16 protein-coding genes are annotated in these 14,909 nt (G+C 61.2%); 4 read left to right on the top strand and 12 right to left on the bottom strand.

Features of this window, described 5'->3' with window-relative positions; genetic code table 11:
* Positions 1-34 precede the first annotated feature (34 nt).
* Positions 35-787, top strand: coding sequence for a DUF2059 domain-containing protein (locus PVV54_RS01125; protein WP_274908199.1), 753 nt, complete (start codon positions 35-37; stop codon positions 785-787).
* On the opposite strand, the gene PVV54_RS01120 is transcribed toward PVV54_RS01125, so the two are convergent.
* Entirely contained in the window at positions 788-1,711 is a 924-nt protein-coding gene (locus PVV54_RS01120; RefSeq protein WP_274908198.1) for an alpha/beta hydrolase, read from the bottom strand.
* Between the two features lie 223 nt (positions 1,712-1,934).
* On the opposite strand from PVV54_RS01120, the gene PVV54_RS01115 reads away from it, so the two are divergent.
* Genes PVV54_RS01115 through PVV54_RS01105 form a run of 3 tightly spaced genes read left to right on the top strand, consistent with a single transcriptional unit; the run spans position 1,935 to position 5,728 of the window.
* Positions 1,935-2,504: a DUF6436 domain-containing protein gene (locus tag PVV54_RS01115; protein ID WP_274908197.1), complete on the top strand. Its 570-nt coding sequence runs from the start codon at positions 1,935-1,937 to the stop codon at positions 2,502-2,504.
* 20 nt (positions 2,505-2,524) lie between these two features.
* The gene (locus PVV54_RS01110; RefSeq protein WP_274908196.1) at positions 2,525-4,888 is read left to right on the top strand and encodes a penicillin acylase family protein; all 2,364 of its coding nucleotides are present in this window, start codon (positions 2,525-2,527) and stop codon (positions 4,886-4,888) included.
* Between the two features lie 21 nt (positions 4,889-4,909).
* The gene (locus PVV54_RS01105; protein ID WP_274908195.1) at positions 4,910-5,728 is read left to right on the top strand and encodes an alpha/beta fold hydrolase; all 819 of its coding nucleotides are present in this window, start codon (positions 4,910-4,912) and stop codon (positions 5,726-5,728) included.
* A gap of 56 nt (positions 5,729-5,784) precedes the next feature.
* Here the strand turns inward: PVV54_RS01105 and PVV54_RS01100 are convergent, their stop codons facing one another.
* The 11 genes from PVV54_RS01100 to oscA form a co-directional block, all read right to left on the bottom strand.
* Positions 5,785-6,570, bottom strand: a complete 786-nt coding sequence (locus tag PVV54_RS01100) for a MetQ/NlpA family ABC transporter substrate-binding protein (RefSeq protein WP_274908194.1) — start codon at positions 6,568-6,570, stop codon at positions 5,785-5,787.
* A gap of 177 nt (positions 6,571-6,747) precedes the next feature.
* Complete coding sequence (locus tag PVV54_RS01095; RefSeq protein ID WP_274908193.1) at positions 6,748-7,578, bottom strand: sigma 54-interacting transcriptional regulator; 831 nt, start codon at positions 7,576-7,578, stop codon at positions 6,748-6,750.
* Between the two features lie 18 nt (positions 7,579-7,596).
* Positions 7,597-8,178: an alpha/beta hydrolase gene (locus PVV54_RS01090; protein WP_274908192.1), complete on the bottom strand. Its 582-nt coding sequence runs from the start codon at positions 8,176-8,178 to the stop codon at positions 7,597-7,599.
* Between the two features lie 278 nt (positions 8,179-8,456).
* On the bottom strand, positions 8,457-8,858 hold the full coding sequence (locus PVV54_RS01085) for an ExbD/TolR family protein (RefSeq protein WP_274908191.1): 402 nt from the start codon (positions 8,856-8,858) through the stop codon (positions 8,457-8,459).
* A gap of 1 nt (position 8,859) precedes the next feature.
* Positions 8,860-9,579: a MotA/TolQ/ExbB proton channel family protein gene (locus PVV54_RS01080; RefSeq protein WP_274908190.1), complete on the bottom strand. Its 720-nt coding sequence runs from the start codon at positions 9,577-9,579 to the stop codon at positions 8,860-8,862.
* 30 nt (positions 9,580-9,609) lie between these two features.
* On the bottom strand, positions 9,610-10,407 hold the full coding sequence (locus PVV54_RS01075) for an energy transducer TonB (protein WP_274908189.1): 798 nt from the start codon (positions 10,405-10,407) through the stop codon (positions 9,610-9,612).
* Between the two features lie 340 nt (positions 10,408-10,747).
* Positions 10,748-11,737, bottom strand: coding sequence for a sulfate/molybdate ABC transporter ATP-binding protein (locus PVV54_RS01070; protein WP_274908188.1), 990 nt, complete (start codon positions 11,735-11,737; stop codon positions 10,748-10,750).
* Positions 11,738-11,740: 3 nt separating this feature from the next.
* Positions 11,741-12,613 (bottom strand): sulfate ABC transporter permease subunit CysW, encoded by an 873-nt coding sequence (gene cysW, locus PVV54_RS01065; protein WP_060498120.1) that lies wholly within the window; start codon positions 12,611-12,613, stop codon positions 11,741-11,743.
* Positions 12,614-12,626: 13 nt separating this feature from the next.
* On the bottom strand, positions 12,627-13,445 hold the full coding sequence (gene cysT, locus PVV54_RS01060) for a sulfate ABC transporter permease subunit CysT (protein ID WP_161871732.1): 819 nt from the start codon (positions 13,443-13,445) through the stop codon (positions 12,627-12,629).
* Positions 13,446-13,592: 147 nt separating this feature from the next.
* On the bottom strand, positions 13,593-14,600 hold the full coding sequence (locus tag PVV54_RS01055) for a sulfate ABC transporter substrate-binding protein (RefSeq protein WP_274908187.1): 1,008 nt from the start codon (positions 14,598-14,600) through the stop codon (positions 13,593-13,595).
* Positions 14,601-14,648: 48 nt separating this feature from the next.
* Complete coding sequence (gene oscA, locus PVV54_RS01050) at positions 14,649-14,831, bottom strand: sulfur starvation response protein OscA (protein ID WP_003248957.1); 183 nt, start codon at positions 14,829-14,831, stop codon at positions 14,649-14,651.
* Positions 14,832-14,909: the final 78 nt, after the last annotated feature.

Genomic DNA, 14,909 nt, shown 5'->3' with positions numbered 1-14,909 from the left:
AAGGACAATAGCCATCTGCCGACAGGAGTCCTGAATGCGCCGTCTGTTTACCCTGATTTTGCTGATGATCTGCACCACACCTGTCTGGGCAGACAGCCTCGATCAACTCTACAAGGCCGCCGGCTGGCCCGACCAGCGCGCCCATTTCAACGATGCCGTGAGCGCCGCCCAGCAGCGCTACCGTAACAGCTTGCCGCCTGCGGTTTACCAGGCACTGGTTAATAACAGCAACCAGCGCTTCCAGGCTCAGGCAATGGACAGCCGTGCCTTGGCCAAGCTGCGCGCTTCGCTGCCAAACCCTGCTCCTGCGCTGGCCTTTTTCCAGTCGCCACTGGGGCGCAAGATCGTTGCCGCCGAACTGCTGGCCACGCGCAAGGACCAGCTGGCCAAAAACGCCAAGGGCCTACCGAAAATCCAGGCCAGCGATAATCGCCTGCTGATCATCGGCCACTTGGCCCAGGCGCTGCCTGCCCGCGAAGCTGGGGCGGAAGTCAGCCTGGCGATTGCCGGTGTGGCGGCGGACAGCCTGAGTTCGATGATCCCCGGCCTGTTTGGCGGCGGCCAGGCCCAAGGCATGCTCGACGGCCAGCGCCAGCGCCTGATGAGCCAGATTGGCGAAGACCTGAACAATACGTTGCTCTACGTCTATCGCGGCCTGTCCGACGCAGAGCTGGAAGAGTTCGCCACCTTTGCCGAATCGCCGGAAGGCAAGGCGTATTACCAAGCTGCGGTGGCTGCCGTGCGGGCAGGCCTTGCAGTTGGGCAGAACAGCGCAGACTTGAAGTAATCAGCCCAGGCGCTGGTTGATGAAGTCAAAGTAGCGCCGGCGGATGTTCGGCAGCTCGTTGGCCAGGTGGTGTCGGGCTTCGGGCAGCATCAAGATCTGCGGGTCACTGAACTTGGCCTTGAGCACCTTGAGGTTGTAGGGCCAGTCCACCGTACCATCCGCCTCTCCCTGAACGATCAAAGGTTGCCGCGCGCTCTGCGGCGCTGCCTCAATACGTTTGACCCACGCCATCAGTGCCCCGACCCACGCCGTAGGCAGGCGGCGGGGTTGTAGCGGATCGGCCTCAAGGAATGGCAGGAAGGTCGGGTCGTTGGTGTTCTCGCTGAAGCGACGCTCGATGCCATTGACGAAATGGCGCAGCACGCGATAGCTGAATTTTGACCAGCGCCAGGCACGTGGGCGTACCAGCGGCGCCAGCAAGATCACTTGGCCATCAATCGGGCTTTGCGCGCCCTTGTGCAACAGGTGATCCACCGCAATCGCACCACCGGTGCTCTGCCCACACAGGTGCCATGGGCGTGGCAACTCGAGGCCGCGTGCCTGCTCCAGCAGGGCGTCCAGTGCCTGCTGGTACAGGGCGAAGTCTGTGATGCTGGCCCGCTCCCCGCTGGACAGCCCATGGCCTGGCAGGTCGCAACTGATGACGGCATAACCGAGCTTCAGCGCCCACTCGATCACATGCCGATAGAGGCCCATGTGGTCGTAGTAACCGTGCAGAAGGACCAACGTTGCCACCGGTTTTTGCGGCACCCAGGCCTGCCCCACCAGGTCGAACCCCGCACCCTTGAAACCACCGAGCCAGCTCTGGGCAGGCAGGTTCAGGCCATAGAAGCGCTGATAGTCCTGCGCTTGCGAGGACAAAGGCTGGCGAGTGCTCAGTGGCGCCAGGCTGGTACGCAGGTGATCGGGTTGGAAAGCAGGCATCAAGTGTATCCACGGTAAAGCGAGTATTGATCTGGGATATTCAGCTCTGCCCGCCATCATGGCAAGCTTGCTCACCTCGAACAGACACTGTGGGAGCGGCCTTGTGTCGCGAAAGGGCTGCGAAGCAGCCCCAGCAATATGTGCTGCGTAGCTGCAACCTTGGGGCTGCTTCGCAGCCCTTTCGCGACACAAGGCCACTCCCACAAGCGCTCCGGACATTCCGATGAAGAACCGCTCGATCAAGCCAGTGATTGCTTTGCTGGCAGCTTTAATATGCGCCGTGATTTTCTGGCAAGCCTATTCCAGCTTCCAGTCCCGCTACCTGCGCCCTTTCGACAACCAGACCACCCTGTTCGACGGCAGCCAACTGCACCTGCCTGCCGACCTCGCCGGCCCCGGCCCGATCCGTGTGGTGCACTTCTGGGACCCGGCCTGCCCGTGCAATGTCGGCAATCAACAACACCTGGGCGACCTTGTCAGCCAGTTTGCAGGCAAAGGCGTGAGCTTCCACGTGGTGCAGAAGCCCGGTAGCCATGGCCAACTGCCGGCGAACCTCACCAGTTTGCAAACCATCACCCACTTCCCCGGCAGCGAACACCTGCCCGCTTCGCCCGCCGTGGCCATCTGGGACCAAAAGGGCCAGCTCGCCTACTTCGGCCCGTACAGCGAAGGCGCGGTGTGCAATGCCAGCAACAGTTTCATCGAGCCAATCCTCAAGGCGTTGCTTCAAGGACGCCAGGTTTTCGCATCCAACACGCTTTCCGTGGGCTGCTATTGTCCTTGGGCTAGTTAATTTCTGCACAAGGAGTCCCGATGAAGCGCAGCCTGACCCTGTTGGCGATCGTGGTAGCCGCGGCCGCGGGTGCCGGTTACTGGTACGTGCATGGCAAGCTGCCACAGCGCGAGGGCGAGGTGACCATTGCCGGGCTGCAGGCACCGGTCAGCGTGCGCTATGACGCCCGCGGCGTGCCCCACCTGCAGGCGCAAAACGAGCAGGACCTGTACCGCGCCCTCGGCTACGTGCACGCCCAAGACCGGCTGTTCCAGATGGAGATCATGCGCAGGCTGGCCCGGGGCGAACTGGCCGAAGTGCTGGGCGACAAGCTGCTGCCTACCGACACCTTGTTCCGCAGCCTGCGCATTCGCGATCAAGCGGCGCTGATGGTGCAGCGGCAGGACCGCAATTCGCCCTCCTGGCAAGCGCTGCAAGCCTACCTTGATGGCATCAATGCCTGGCAGGCCAGCCACCCCAAACCGATCGAATTCGACCTGATTGGCATTACGCCGCGCCCATTTACGGCTGAAGATACCCTGAGCATCGCCGGTTACCTGGCCTACAGCTTCGCCGCAGCCTTCCGTACGGAACCCGCGCTGACGTACATCCGCGACCAGCTCGGCCCGCAGTACCTGAACATCTTCGACCTCCAATGGCACCCCGATGGCGCATTGGCGGCGCCCCTGGCCGCAGCTGACTGGCAGAGCCTGGAGGCGCTGGCACGCGTGAGCCAGGAGGCCTTGCACGAAACAGGGCTGCCACAGTTTGAAGGCAGCAACGCCTGGGCAATCGCCGGTAACCGCACTAGCAGCGGCAGGCCGTTGCTGGCCGGTGATCCACATATCGCCTTTGCCATGCCTGCCGTTTGGTACGAGGCAGAACTGTCGGCACCGGGGTTCAACCTGTATGGCTACTTCCAGGCCTTGAACCCGTTTGCCCTGTTGGGGCACAACAGCGACTTCGGCTGGAGCCTGACCATGTTCCAGAACGACGATGTCGACCTGATCGCGGAAAAGACCAACCCTGCCAACGCCGAGCAGGTGATGGTCGACGGGCAGTGGCAAAACCTGGAAAAGACCGAGCAAAAGGTAACGGTCAAGGGCGAAGACCCGGTCACACTGACCTTGCTCCGCTCGCCCCACGGCCCCATCGTCAACAGCGTGCTGGGGGCGACCGCAGGCGCCACACCGATCGCCATGTGGTGGGCATTCCTTGAAACGGAAAATCCGATCCTCGAAGGCTTCTACCAGATCAACCGCGCCGACACGCTGGGCAAAATGCGAGAGGCCGCCGCCAAGGTCCAGGCCCCCGGGCTCAATTTCGTTTGGGCCAATGCCCGTGGAGACATCGGCTGGTGGGCAGCGGCGAAGCTGCCTGTGCGCGCCGACGGGGCCAACCCGGCGTTCATTCTGAATGGCAGCAGCCCGCAGGCAGACAAACCGGGGTTCTACCCGTTCAGCGTCAACCCACAGCAAGAGAACCCGGCCAATGGTTACATCGTCTCGGCCAATTATCAGCCACCTGCCGTGGTGCCAATCCCGGGCTATTACAACCTGCCGGATCGAGGCCGCCAGCTCGACCGACAACTGGCAGCACCTGATGTGAAATGGAACAGCGAAAACACCCAGGCCCTGCAACTGGACACCAGCAACGACTATGGCCCACGCACCCTGGCGCCGCTGCTGGCGACCCTGCGCAGCGTCGCCAGTGGTGATGAAGAAAAGGAGCTGGTCGAGCAGCTTGCAGCATGGCGTGGCGACTACCCTGTGGAGTCCACCAACGCCACACTGTTCAACCAGTTTCTATATGAACTGGCACATGCAGCCCTGCACGATGAACTGGGCGACACCTGGTTCCCGGTACTCATCAGCACGCGCGCCATAGATGCTGCCCTACCGCGCCTGGCCGCAGACCCTGAGTCGCCATGGTGGAATACCCGTGGCGCCGATCAGCGCACAGACCGCACCGCCGTCGTGCGAGTCGCGTGGCAGAAAAGCCTGAAACACCTGCGTGAAACGTTCGGCAAAGACCCGGCCAGCTGGCAGTGGGGCAAAGCGCATACGCTCACCCACAACCACCCGCTGGGGGTGAAAAAGCCGCTGAACCTGCTTTTCAATGTCGGTCCATTTGCGGTGCCCGGCACCCATGAAGTGCCCAATAACCTGTCGGCCAAGATTGGCCCCGCGCCGTGGCCGGTTACCTACGGCCCGTCCACCCGCCGGATCATCGACTTCGCCGACCCCGCACAGGCCCTGACCGTAAATCCGGTCGGCCAAAGCGGCGTACCTTTCGACGAGCATTTCGCCGATCAGGCCGAAGCCTACATCCAGGGGCGATATTTCAAGGCGCAAATGGGCGTTATCCCGGCCAAGAGCACGCTACGATTGCTGCCGACCGATTAATGTTTACGTAGAGCTCACTCCATGCAAAGGCAATATGTAGAAACCGACGGCGCACGCATGAGCTATGTCGACCAAGGCGAAGGCTTCCCGGTGCTGCTCGGCCATAGCTACCTGTGGGATGCCGAGATGTGGCAGCCGCAGATCGAAGCGCTGTCGAAGCAATTTCGCGTCATCGTGCCCGAGATATGGGGGCATGGCGCGTCAGATGCACCGCCCGGCACCACCACCGACATGAATGCCCTGGCCCGGCAGCATCTGAAACTGCTCGATGCCCTGGACATAGACAAATGCCATTTGGTTGGCCTTTCAGTAGGTGGCATGTGGGGCGCGCGCTTGGCCGTTGAGCATCCGCAACGGGTTGATCGGGTGGTGTTGATGGACACCTACCTTGGCGCAGAACCGGCAGAAACCCGCGACAAGTACTTTGCGCTACTGGAAGCAGCCAAAGCGGCCGGCAGCTTCCCCGATCCGCTGCTGGATATCATCGTACCGATCTTCTTCCATGCTGACGGGCAAACTGCCCCGGAAGAGCGCGAGAAGTTTCGCGCCAAACTCAAGGCCAGCACCGCCGAGACCATTCGCGACAGTTTTTACCCGCTGGGCAGGCTTATCTTCGGGCGGACGGATTTCTTGCCACGACTGAATGAAATGGCCAGTGAGCGAACCTTCATCCTGTGCGGCGACAAGGACATTCCCCGCCCACCTGAAGAATCCAGCGAGATGTCCCGGATCATCGGCTGCCTGGCCGCGCAGATACCGGTTGCAGGGCATATTTCGAGCCTTGAGAACCCAAAAGTCATCAACGACTTTCTATTGAACTGGCTGCCGCGCAACCAGTGACCACAAATAAAAACGCCGACGCATATGCGTCGGCGTTTTTCGTCCTGCCGGCTAACTTAGAACGCCGGCAGCACCGCGCCACTGTATTTCTTGGCGATGAATTCCTTCACCTCAGGGCTGGTCAGCGCCTTGGCCAGTTTCTGGATGGCCTCGCTGTCCTTGTTGTCCGGGCGGGCAACCAGGAAGTTCACGTAAGGCGAATCGCTGCCTTCGATGACCAGCGCATCCTTGGCCGGGTTCAGGCCGGCTTCCAGGGCGTAGTTGGTGTTGATCATGTCCAGGTCAACCTGGTCCAGCACGCGTGGCAGCATGGCCGACTCCAGCTCGCGGAACTTGAGCTTTTTCGGGTTTTCGGCGATGTCTTTCGGGGTGGCCAGGGCGTTTTTCGGGTCTTTCAGGGTGATCAGGCCAGCCTTCTGCAGCAGGATCAGGGCACGGCCGCTGTTGCTGCCTTCGTTAGGAATGGCAACGGTGGCGCCGTCCTTGAGCTCGCTCAGGCTCTTGATCTTCTTCGAGTAGCCGCCGAAAGGCTCGACGTGTACGCCGATTACGGTTTCCAGGTGAGTGCCTTTGCCTTCGTTGAAGCTCTTCAGGTATGGCAGGGTCTGGAAGTAGTTGGCATCCAGGCGTTTCTGGTCGACTTGCACGTTTGGCTGCACGTAGTCGGTGAAGACTTTGATCTGCAGGTCCACGCCTTCTTTGGCCAGGGTCGGTTTGATCAGCTCAAGAATTTCAGCGTGCGGTACGGGAGTAGCGGCAACCACCAGTTTTTCAGCGGCGGCGGCCAAGCCGGAGAACGACAGGGCAGCGGCCAGGGCCGTGGTCAGCAGGGTCTTCTTCATGGGGATCCTTAATGCTTAAGCTGGGCCATCGGCGATGGCAAAGTCAGGTGCCCAACCGGTTCACCAGTGGGCGTGAGGCGGAAGATACCGACATTTTTTATTCCGCAACAATATCTTTTAATTCGCTGCTTATAGCCAAAACAAACTGCCATCAGCGTATTTGCTTATGAGGCACGTCTAGCGCGGGGGGTGCGGAAGGTCGAGGTCTTCCGGCTGTATCTCTTCGCTGTCATTGACCAGCAGTGCGAAGTGCACCACATTCTCCAGCTCACGGGTGTTGCCCGGCCAGGCATGTGCCTCCAGCACACGTTGTGCTGCCTCGCTGATCAGGGGTACCGCGCGCTGCAGGCGAACGCTGTAGATGCCCACGAAATACTCGGCCAGCGGTAGGATATCGCCGGGGCGGTCGCGCAGTGGCGGAAGCTCCAGGGCACCCTCAAGCAGGTACTGATACAAGCGCTCGTTGAAACGGCCAGCACGAACCACGCGCGCCAAGTCGATGCTGGTGGCGGCTACCAGCCGCACATCCACAGGCTGCGGTTGCTGTGCGCCCACACGGGTGACTTCGCGGTTCTCCAGTGCGGCGAGGAGTTTCCCCTGGATTTCCAGCGGCAGGTCGGCAATTTCGTCCAGGTAGAGCGTGCCGCCGTTTGCAGAGCCAAACCAACCTGCACGGCTGCTGGCAGTACCGCCCTGGCTGCCTGCGCTGTAGCCGAACAGCTCGGCATCGGCATAGGTGGGGCTGATGGCCGCGCAGTTGACCGAGACAAAAAGCCCGGCCCGGTCGCTGGCGCGGTGAATCTGCCGGGCCAGCAGTTCCTTGCCGGTACCCGTTTCACCACGTATCAGCACTGGCAGCGGTTGCGGGGCCAGACGCTCAAGGGTTTGGCGCAATTGCTGAGAACGGGGGTCGATGAACACCAGCGCTTTGGCGCGGATGCTCAAAGGGCTTTTGTCCAGTTCAGGGAAGGTCAGCAGCGGCTGGCCGAACGGGTTTTGAAATGTCATGACGAACTCTCGTGCCGGTCAGGCGCTGCGCAGTGCGCGTTGCTCAACCCGGCTTTGCAGGCGGTAAAGGTATGCGAAGCCCTGCTCCCAGCGCTCATGCCCGGATTTGACGTTGATGTGCCCTGCGTTGGTCAGCAGCCCCGCTTCGGCACCCCATACCTGAGCTAGGTAAAGCGCGCGCGGCACGCTCACTGCCGGGTCATTATCGGAGCTGACCACTTGGCTGGGGAACGGCAAAACCTGCAGCGGGATAGGCGCAAAGTTGCGCAGCGCAGGCGCGCAGGTTGGCCGTTCGACATCCGCCGGGGCCACCAGCAACGCGCCACGCACCCGCTGCAACAACGCCGGGCTGGCTTCGGCCGCCCAATGGGCGACCGTAATGCAGCCCAGGCTGTGGGCGATCAGGATCACTGGCGAGGGCTCGGCGGCAATCGCCTGCTCCAGCGCCTGTACCCAATCGCGACGCTGCGGAGTGAGCCAGTCATGCTGCTCGACCCGGGCGCTGTTGGGCAGGGTGCGCTGCCAGTGACTTTGCCAATGGTTGTCTGGCGATCCTTGCCAGCCCGGCACAATCAGGTAACGAATTGACTCATTGCGCATGGGGACGCCTCCAGTGAGTTTGCGTGCTTGGAGGTCAGTATAGGGAGGGAGTTATATTCGTAAAGGAATAAGAAGCTATTTATTAATAACCAAATACGCTCATTTGGCGCCGCTACGCGCCGCATCGCGGATAAATCCGCTCCTACAAAGCAATGCGATCCCCTGTAGGAGCGGATTTATCCGCGATGCGGCGCGCAGCGGCGCTTCCTGCAAAAAAATGGGCCTACCCCTGCCAAGAGATACGGCCCATAAACACTTGCCTGAAGAGGTTTTGCGGATCACCGCGCGGTGATCACCGCCAACTTGCTGATCCCGGCGCGTTCAATCGCCGCCATGGCCCGCGCCACTTCGCCGTAGTTCACGCCATCGTCAGCCTGCAGTTGCACACGCACATCCGCGTCTTTGTCCTTGGCCGCCTTGAGGTTGGTTTCCAGCAAATCCGGCTGAATCTCGTCCTTGTTGATGAACAACTTGCCCGCACCGTCGATGCTTACCACCAGCGGGTCTTTCTGCTCCACCGGCGCAACTGCCTCGGTCTTGGGCAGGTTGATGGGGATGGCATTGGTCAGCAGCGGCGCGGTGACGATAAACACCACCAGCAGCACCAGCATGACGTCCACCAACGGCGTGACGTTGATCTCACTGAGGACTTCGTCGCTGTCTTGAGTCGAAAAGGCCATGTCAGGACGCCTCCTTCACGGGCTGGGTGAAACCGGCCTGGGCCTTGTGCACGGCCGGGTGCACCAGCACACGGAAGGCGCTCTTCTGGGCCAGGCTGTAGAAGTCGTGGGCGAAGTCGTCGAGGTCAGCCGCAGTCAGCTTCAGGCGGCGCAGGAAGTAGTTGTAAACCAGCACCGCTGGCACTGCCACGGCAATACCCACGCCGGTGGCGACCAGCGCCGCACCGATCGGGCCGGCTACGGTTTCCAGGCTGGCGGAGCCTGCAGCACTGATGCCTTTGAGCGCTTCCATGATGCCCCACACAGTGCCAAACAAGCCGATGAAGGGCGAGGTGCTGCCGATACTGGCGACCACGGCCAGGCCGGTTTCAAGCGAGCGGCGCTCACGCACGATTTGCTGGCGCAGGGCGCGCTCCAGGCGGTCTTGGTGGTTGATGGCGTGGCTCAGGTCATTGGCCTGGGTATCGCCGACGGCAATGGCGGCATAGCCGGACTGTGCAACACGGGCAGCCGGGCCGGGCAGGTCATGGCTGATTTCGGCTGCCGAGTCCAGGCTGGAGGCTGCCCAGAATTGCTGGTGGAAGCGTTTGTCCTGGTTCTTCAGCCGCACAAACTGCGTGACCTTGACCAGGGCCAGGCCCCAAGTAACGACGGAAAAACCGACCAGCAGCCAGATGACTGCACTTTCAACGGACTCGAGGGGGGATACCAGCAGGCTCATGATGATGTCTTCCTGTGTTCTGTAAAAAAGTTAACGAAGCTTGAAATCGATCGGCACGCTGACCCAGCCAGCCTGGGCCACGTCGCCCTGCTTGGCGGGGACAAAGCTCCAACGCTTGACCGCGGCCAAGGCAGCGGCGTCGAGCGCATCGCGACCGCTGCTTTTCTGAATCTGGATCTGCCCTGGTTTGCCACTGGCAAGCACTTCCACACGCAACAGCACCGTGCCTTCCCAGCCACGGCGCTGGGCCATCTGTGGGTATTCCGGCGCGGGGTTCTTCAGGTACGCCGCGTTGGCCGAAGGCGGCGTCACCGGCGCGGGTGCAGGCGGCGCGGGTGGTGCCGGGGCGGCGACTGGCGCAGGTGCCGGTGGTGGTGCTTCGACCGGTTTGGGCTGTGGCTTGGGCGGCTGCTTGGCCACGGGCTTGGGCACAGGTTTTGGCTTGGGCTTGGGCTTTGCGGCCAGTTCGTCAACCACTGGCGGAGGCGGCGTTTCGACAACCGGTGGCGCCGGGGCGGGCGGTGGTGGCTCCAGCACAGGTGGTGCAGGTGCGGCAAATTCGATGGTCATGGGTGGAATCTGCGGCGGCACCACCGGCAATTCAGGCGTGGGTGCCTGGCTTACCCAATAGGCGGCGGCACCGTGCAGGGCCAGCACCAGCAGGCCCAAGGCCATTTTGTCACGGCGCTTCAGGCCACTGACGGGGGTGCGCTGCAGGCGCAGCTGGCCCAATGGCAGTCGAAGCGTCCGTCCCAACTCGACCAAGTCGCCTGGGGCCGGGCGCCATGGCTGGTCGTAGGCCCTGACGGCCGACTGGACATTACCCATTGATAAACTCCTGGGGGTTCTTGATTCAGGTGTGTGGCTGAATCATCAGGGGCAGAGGCTTATCTCTTAAAGTAATGTTTAAAATTAAACTTAGATCTTTAAGGAATATTTAATTTCATCGATCGTCGTGAGGCCACGTCATTCGCGTGGTGTGGGCGAGGTATCAGGCTGCAATGCTTTAGAAGCATTTTAAATATTCCTGAATAGCATGGGATTTCTGCGAGCGCTGCGCCCTCGATCGCTCCTACAGGGCCTTGTAGGAGCGGATTCATCCGCGATCGAGGCCGGAACAGGTAATAAAAAACCCGGGACCATGCCCGGGCTTTCTTGTACAGGAGGCCTAGATATCCGCCACCTTCTGCCAAACCTTCGGCCGGAAGAACAGCGTCTCCCCCCGCGCCAGGCCTGTCAGGCTATCGTGATCCTTCACCACTTCTGCCTCGATCAGGTCACTCTGCCCTTCCACCTTCAGGGTCACCCGGGTAGTGGCGCCAAGCGGGCGGATATCACGTACCTCGGCGGCATGGTGGCCTTCGGTTTCATGCCGCGACAGCGACACCTCATGCGGGCGGAACAGCACGTGGTGCCCTTCGCTCAGGGCCAGGCGGTTGGAGTCGCCAAGGAAGTGGTAGACGAAATCGTTGGCCGGCTGCTCATACACCTCGCCAGGCGAGCCGATCTGCTCGATCACACCTTTGTTCATCACCACGATGCGGTCTGCCACTTCCATGGCTTCTTCCTGATCGTGGGTCACGAACACGGAGGTCAGGTTGATGTCTTCGTGCAGACGCGCCAGCCAGCGGCGCAGTTCTTTCCGTACTTTGGCATCCAGCGCGCCGAACGGCTCGTCGAGCAGCAGTACCTTGGGTTCTACGGCCAGGGCACGGGCCAGGGCGATACGCTGGCGCTGCCCACCAGACAACTGCTCCGGGTAGCGGTCGGACAACCAATCGAGCTGCACCATGTTCAGCAGCTCATGAACCTTCTCGGCAATTTTGCTTTCGCTCGGGCGCTCGCCTTTAGGCTTCATGCGCAAGCCGAAGGCAACGTTGTCGAACACGCTCATGTGGCGGAACAATGCGTAGTGCTGGAATACGAACCCGACGTTGCGGTCGCGCACGTCGTGGCCGGATACATCTTCGCCGTGGAACACGATGCTGCCGTTATCCGGCGTTTCCAGGCCCGCGATGATGCGCAGCAGGGTGGTTTTGCCGCAGCCGGACGGGCCGAGCAGGGCCACCAACTCACCGCTGTTGATGTCCAGGTTGATGTTGTCCAAAGCCTGGAAGCTGTTGAAGCGCTTGCTGACGTTACGAACTTCGATCGACATGAATCATTCCTCCGCGGCGCTGTGGCGCAGGCGGTTAATACGGTTCTCGCTCCACTGCTTGAGCAGCAGGATGAAGAGCGCCAGGATCAGTAGCAGGCTGGCCACGCTGAAGGCCGCCACGTGGTTGTACTCGTTGTAGAGGATCTCCACATGCAGCGGCAAGGTGTTGGTGACGCCGCGGATGTGGCCAGATACCACCGACACTGCGCCAAACTCGCCCATGGCACGGGCGGTACACAGCACCACGCCATAAATCAGGCCCCATTTGATGTTCGGCAGGGTCACGTGCCAGAACATCTGCCAGCCGTTGGCACCCAGCAGGCGTGCGGCCTCTTCCTCTTGCGTACCCTGCTCCTGCATCAGTGGGATCAGCTCACGGGCAACGAAAGGTACGGTGACAAAGATGGTCGCCAGCACGATGCCGGGCAAGGCGAAGACGATCTGGATGTCGTGGTCCTGCAGCCACGGGCCGAACAGGCCTTGGGCACCGAACATGAGCACGTAGACCAGGCCGGCAATCACCGGTGATACGGAGAACGGCAGGTCGATCAGGGTGACCAGAATACTCTTGCCGCGGAACGTGTATTTGCTCACGCACCAGGCGGCACTGACACCGAAGACCAGGTTCAGCGGCACCGAAATGACCACTGCCAGCAACGTCAGCTTCAGGGCCGACAAGGCATCAGGCTCGAAGATCGCCTCGAAGAATGTGCCAAAGCCATTCTTCAGCGCCTGCGACACCACGATCACCAGCGGCAGCAACAGGAACAACGCAAACACCAACCAGCCAAGGCCGATCAGGATGCGCCGAGAGGTGGCATTGCCACGGCGTGCAGCGTTGGCGGCGGCACTGGCACTCAGGGATGAACTGGACATGACCGGGCCTCCTTCAAGGGGTTTCGATGCGGCGCTGCAGCAAGTTGATCAGCAGCAGCAGGATGAAGGAAACCACCAGCATCAGCACGCCGATGGCGGTTGCGCCGGTGTAGTCATACTGGTCGAGCTTGACCATGATCAGCAGCGGCAGGATTTCGGTCTTCATCGGCATGTTGCCAGCGATGAAGATCACCGAGCCGTACTCGCCAACGCCACGGGCAAACGCCAGGGCAAAGCCGGTGAGCCAGGCGGGCAGCAGCGCCGGTGCCAGCACGTGGCGGAACACTTGCAGCGGCTTGGCGCCGAGGCAGGCAGCGGCTTCTTCGACTTCACGCGGGATGTCTGCCAGCACCGGCTGTACCGTGCGCACCACGAAGGGCAAGGTGACGAAGGTCAGAGCCAAAGTGATGCCCAACGGCGTATAGGCGATCTTGAAGCCCAGATCTGTCGCGAACTGCCCGACCCAGCCCGCCGGCGCATACAGGGCCGTCAGAGCGATACCGGCAACAGCGGTCGGCAACGCGAATGGCAAGTCGATCATCGCATCAATGATCTTGCGCCCGGGGAAGGTGTAACGCACCAGTACCCAGGCCAGCAGGGTACCGATCACACCGTTGATGATGGCGGCGAACAGGGCGGTGCCGAAACTCAGCTTAAGTGCGGCAATGACCCGCGGTGCACTGATGATGTTCCAGAACTGCTCCCAGGTAAGCTGCGCGGCATGCACGAACATGGCGGCCAGCGGTATCAGCACGATCAGGCTGAGGTACACCAAGGTGTAGCCCAGCGTCAGCCCGAAGCCGGGTATGACGGGGGAAATACGACGTGACATAAATATCCCTGGTTGAACGCACGAAGCCCGGGAGCGCTCCCGGGCTGGTGCAGGCTTTAGGAGCCTGGGGCTCCTACAGGTCGAGCACAAGCCCCTGCAGGAGCGGCCTTGTGTCGCGAAAGGGCCGCAAAGCGGCCCCAGCTTTTATCATTGCGCCTGGTAAATCTGGTCGAACACACCGCCGTCATTGAAGAACTTCGGCTGTGCAGTCTTCCAGCCACCGAAGTCCTTGTCGATGGTTACCAGGTCCAGTTTCGGGAACTGCTTGCCAAATTCGGCAGCGACCTTTTCGTCACGTGGGCGGTAGAAGTTTTCGGCGGCAATTTTCTGGCCGGCCGGGCTATACAAGTGCTTGAGGTATTCCTCGGCAATCTGCTCGTTACCCTTCTTCTGAGCGTTCTTGTCAACTACGGCCACCGGTGGCTCGGCAAGGATCGACAGCGAAGGCACGACGATTTCGAACTTGTCGCTGCCGCCGTCTTCCTTCAACGCCAGGAAGGCTTCGTTTTCCCAGGCCAGCAGCACATCGCCCTGGCCGTTGTTGACGAAGGTGATGGTCGAGCCACGGGCGCCGGTATCCAGCACCGGTACGTGCTTGAACAGCTCCTGCACATACTCTTTGGCTTTGGCTTCGCTGCCGCCGGCTTTCAGGCCATAGGCCCAGGCGGCGAGGAAGTTCCAACGGGCACCGCCGGAAGTTTTCGGGTTAGGGGTAATAACCGAGACGTCTTTTTTGATCAGGTCGCCCCAATCCTTGATGCCTTTCGGGTTGCCCTTGCGCACCAGGAACACGATGGTCGAGGTGTACGGGGTGCTGGCGTCCGGCAGGCGCTTCTGCCAGTCCTCCGGCAGGGTCTTGCCGAGTTTGGCGATTTCGTCGATATCACCGGCCAAGGCCAGGGTCACCACGTCAGCGCGCAGGCCGTCGATCACCGCACGGCCCTGTTTGCCCGAGCCGCCGTGGGACTGTTGGATCTTCACCTTGTCGCCCGGATTGGACTGTTGCCAGTGCTTGATGAACTCGGCGTTGTATTGCTGATACAGCTCACGGGTCGGGTCGTAGGACACGTTCAGCAGTTCGTAGTCCTTGGCGATGGCGGAACCGGCAAACACAGCACTGGCCAGAGCGGCGAGCGCATAACGGCGGATGGACATGGTGAAGCTCCCGATTGGCATTTTTCTAGTTTTGAAGGTGGTGCGGTATCAGCCGGGCTTGTTGCCAGGCTGTTGCAGGCGGAACTTCTCCTTGCGCTCGATCTGCACGACTTGCGCGTTGTGCACGGTAATCTCCACCGCGCCGAAACGCAGGTCGCGCAGGGCGCTCTGGATCTCACGCAGAATGGTGGCTTCGTCCTGACCGTCGATGCTACGCAGCGATGCGCTCATGCTCGTTCTCCTGTTGAACAAGGGTGCCGGGCAGAGGTTTGAAGGGGGATTTGCGCCTGGCTTGAGAGCAATAGTAGT

Source organism: Pseudomonas sp. PSKL.D1 (assembly GCF_028898945.1).
Classification (GTDB): Bacteria; Pseudomonadota; Gammaproteobacteria; order Pseudomonadales; family Pseudomonadaceae; genus Aquipseudomonas.
The sequence above is the reverse complement of the archived record's forward strand: the minus strand, read 5'-3'. Positions and strand labels throughout refer to the sequence as shown.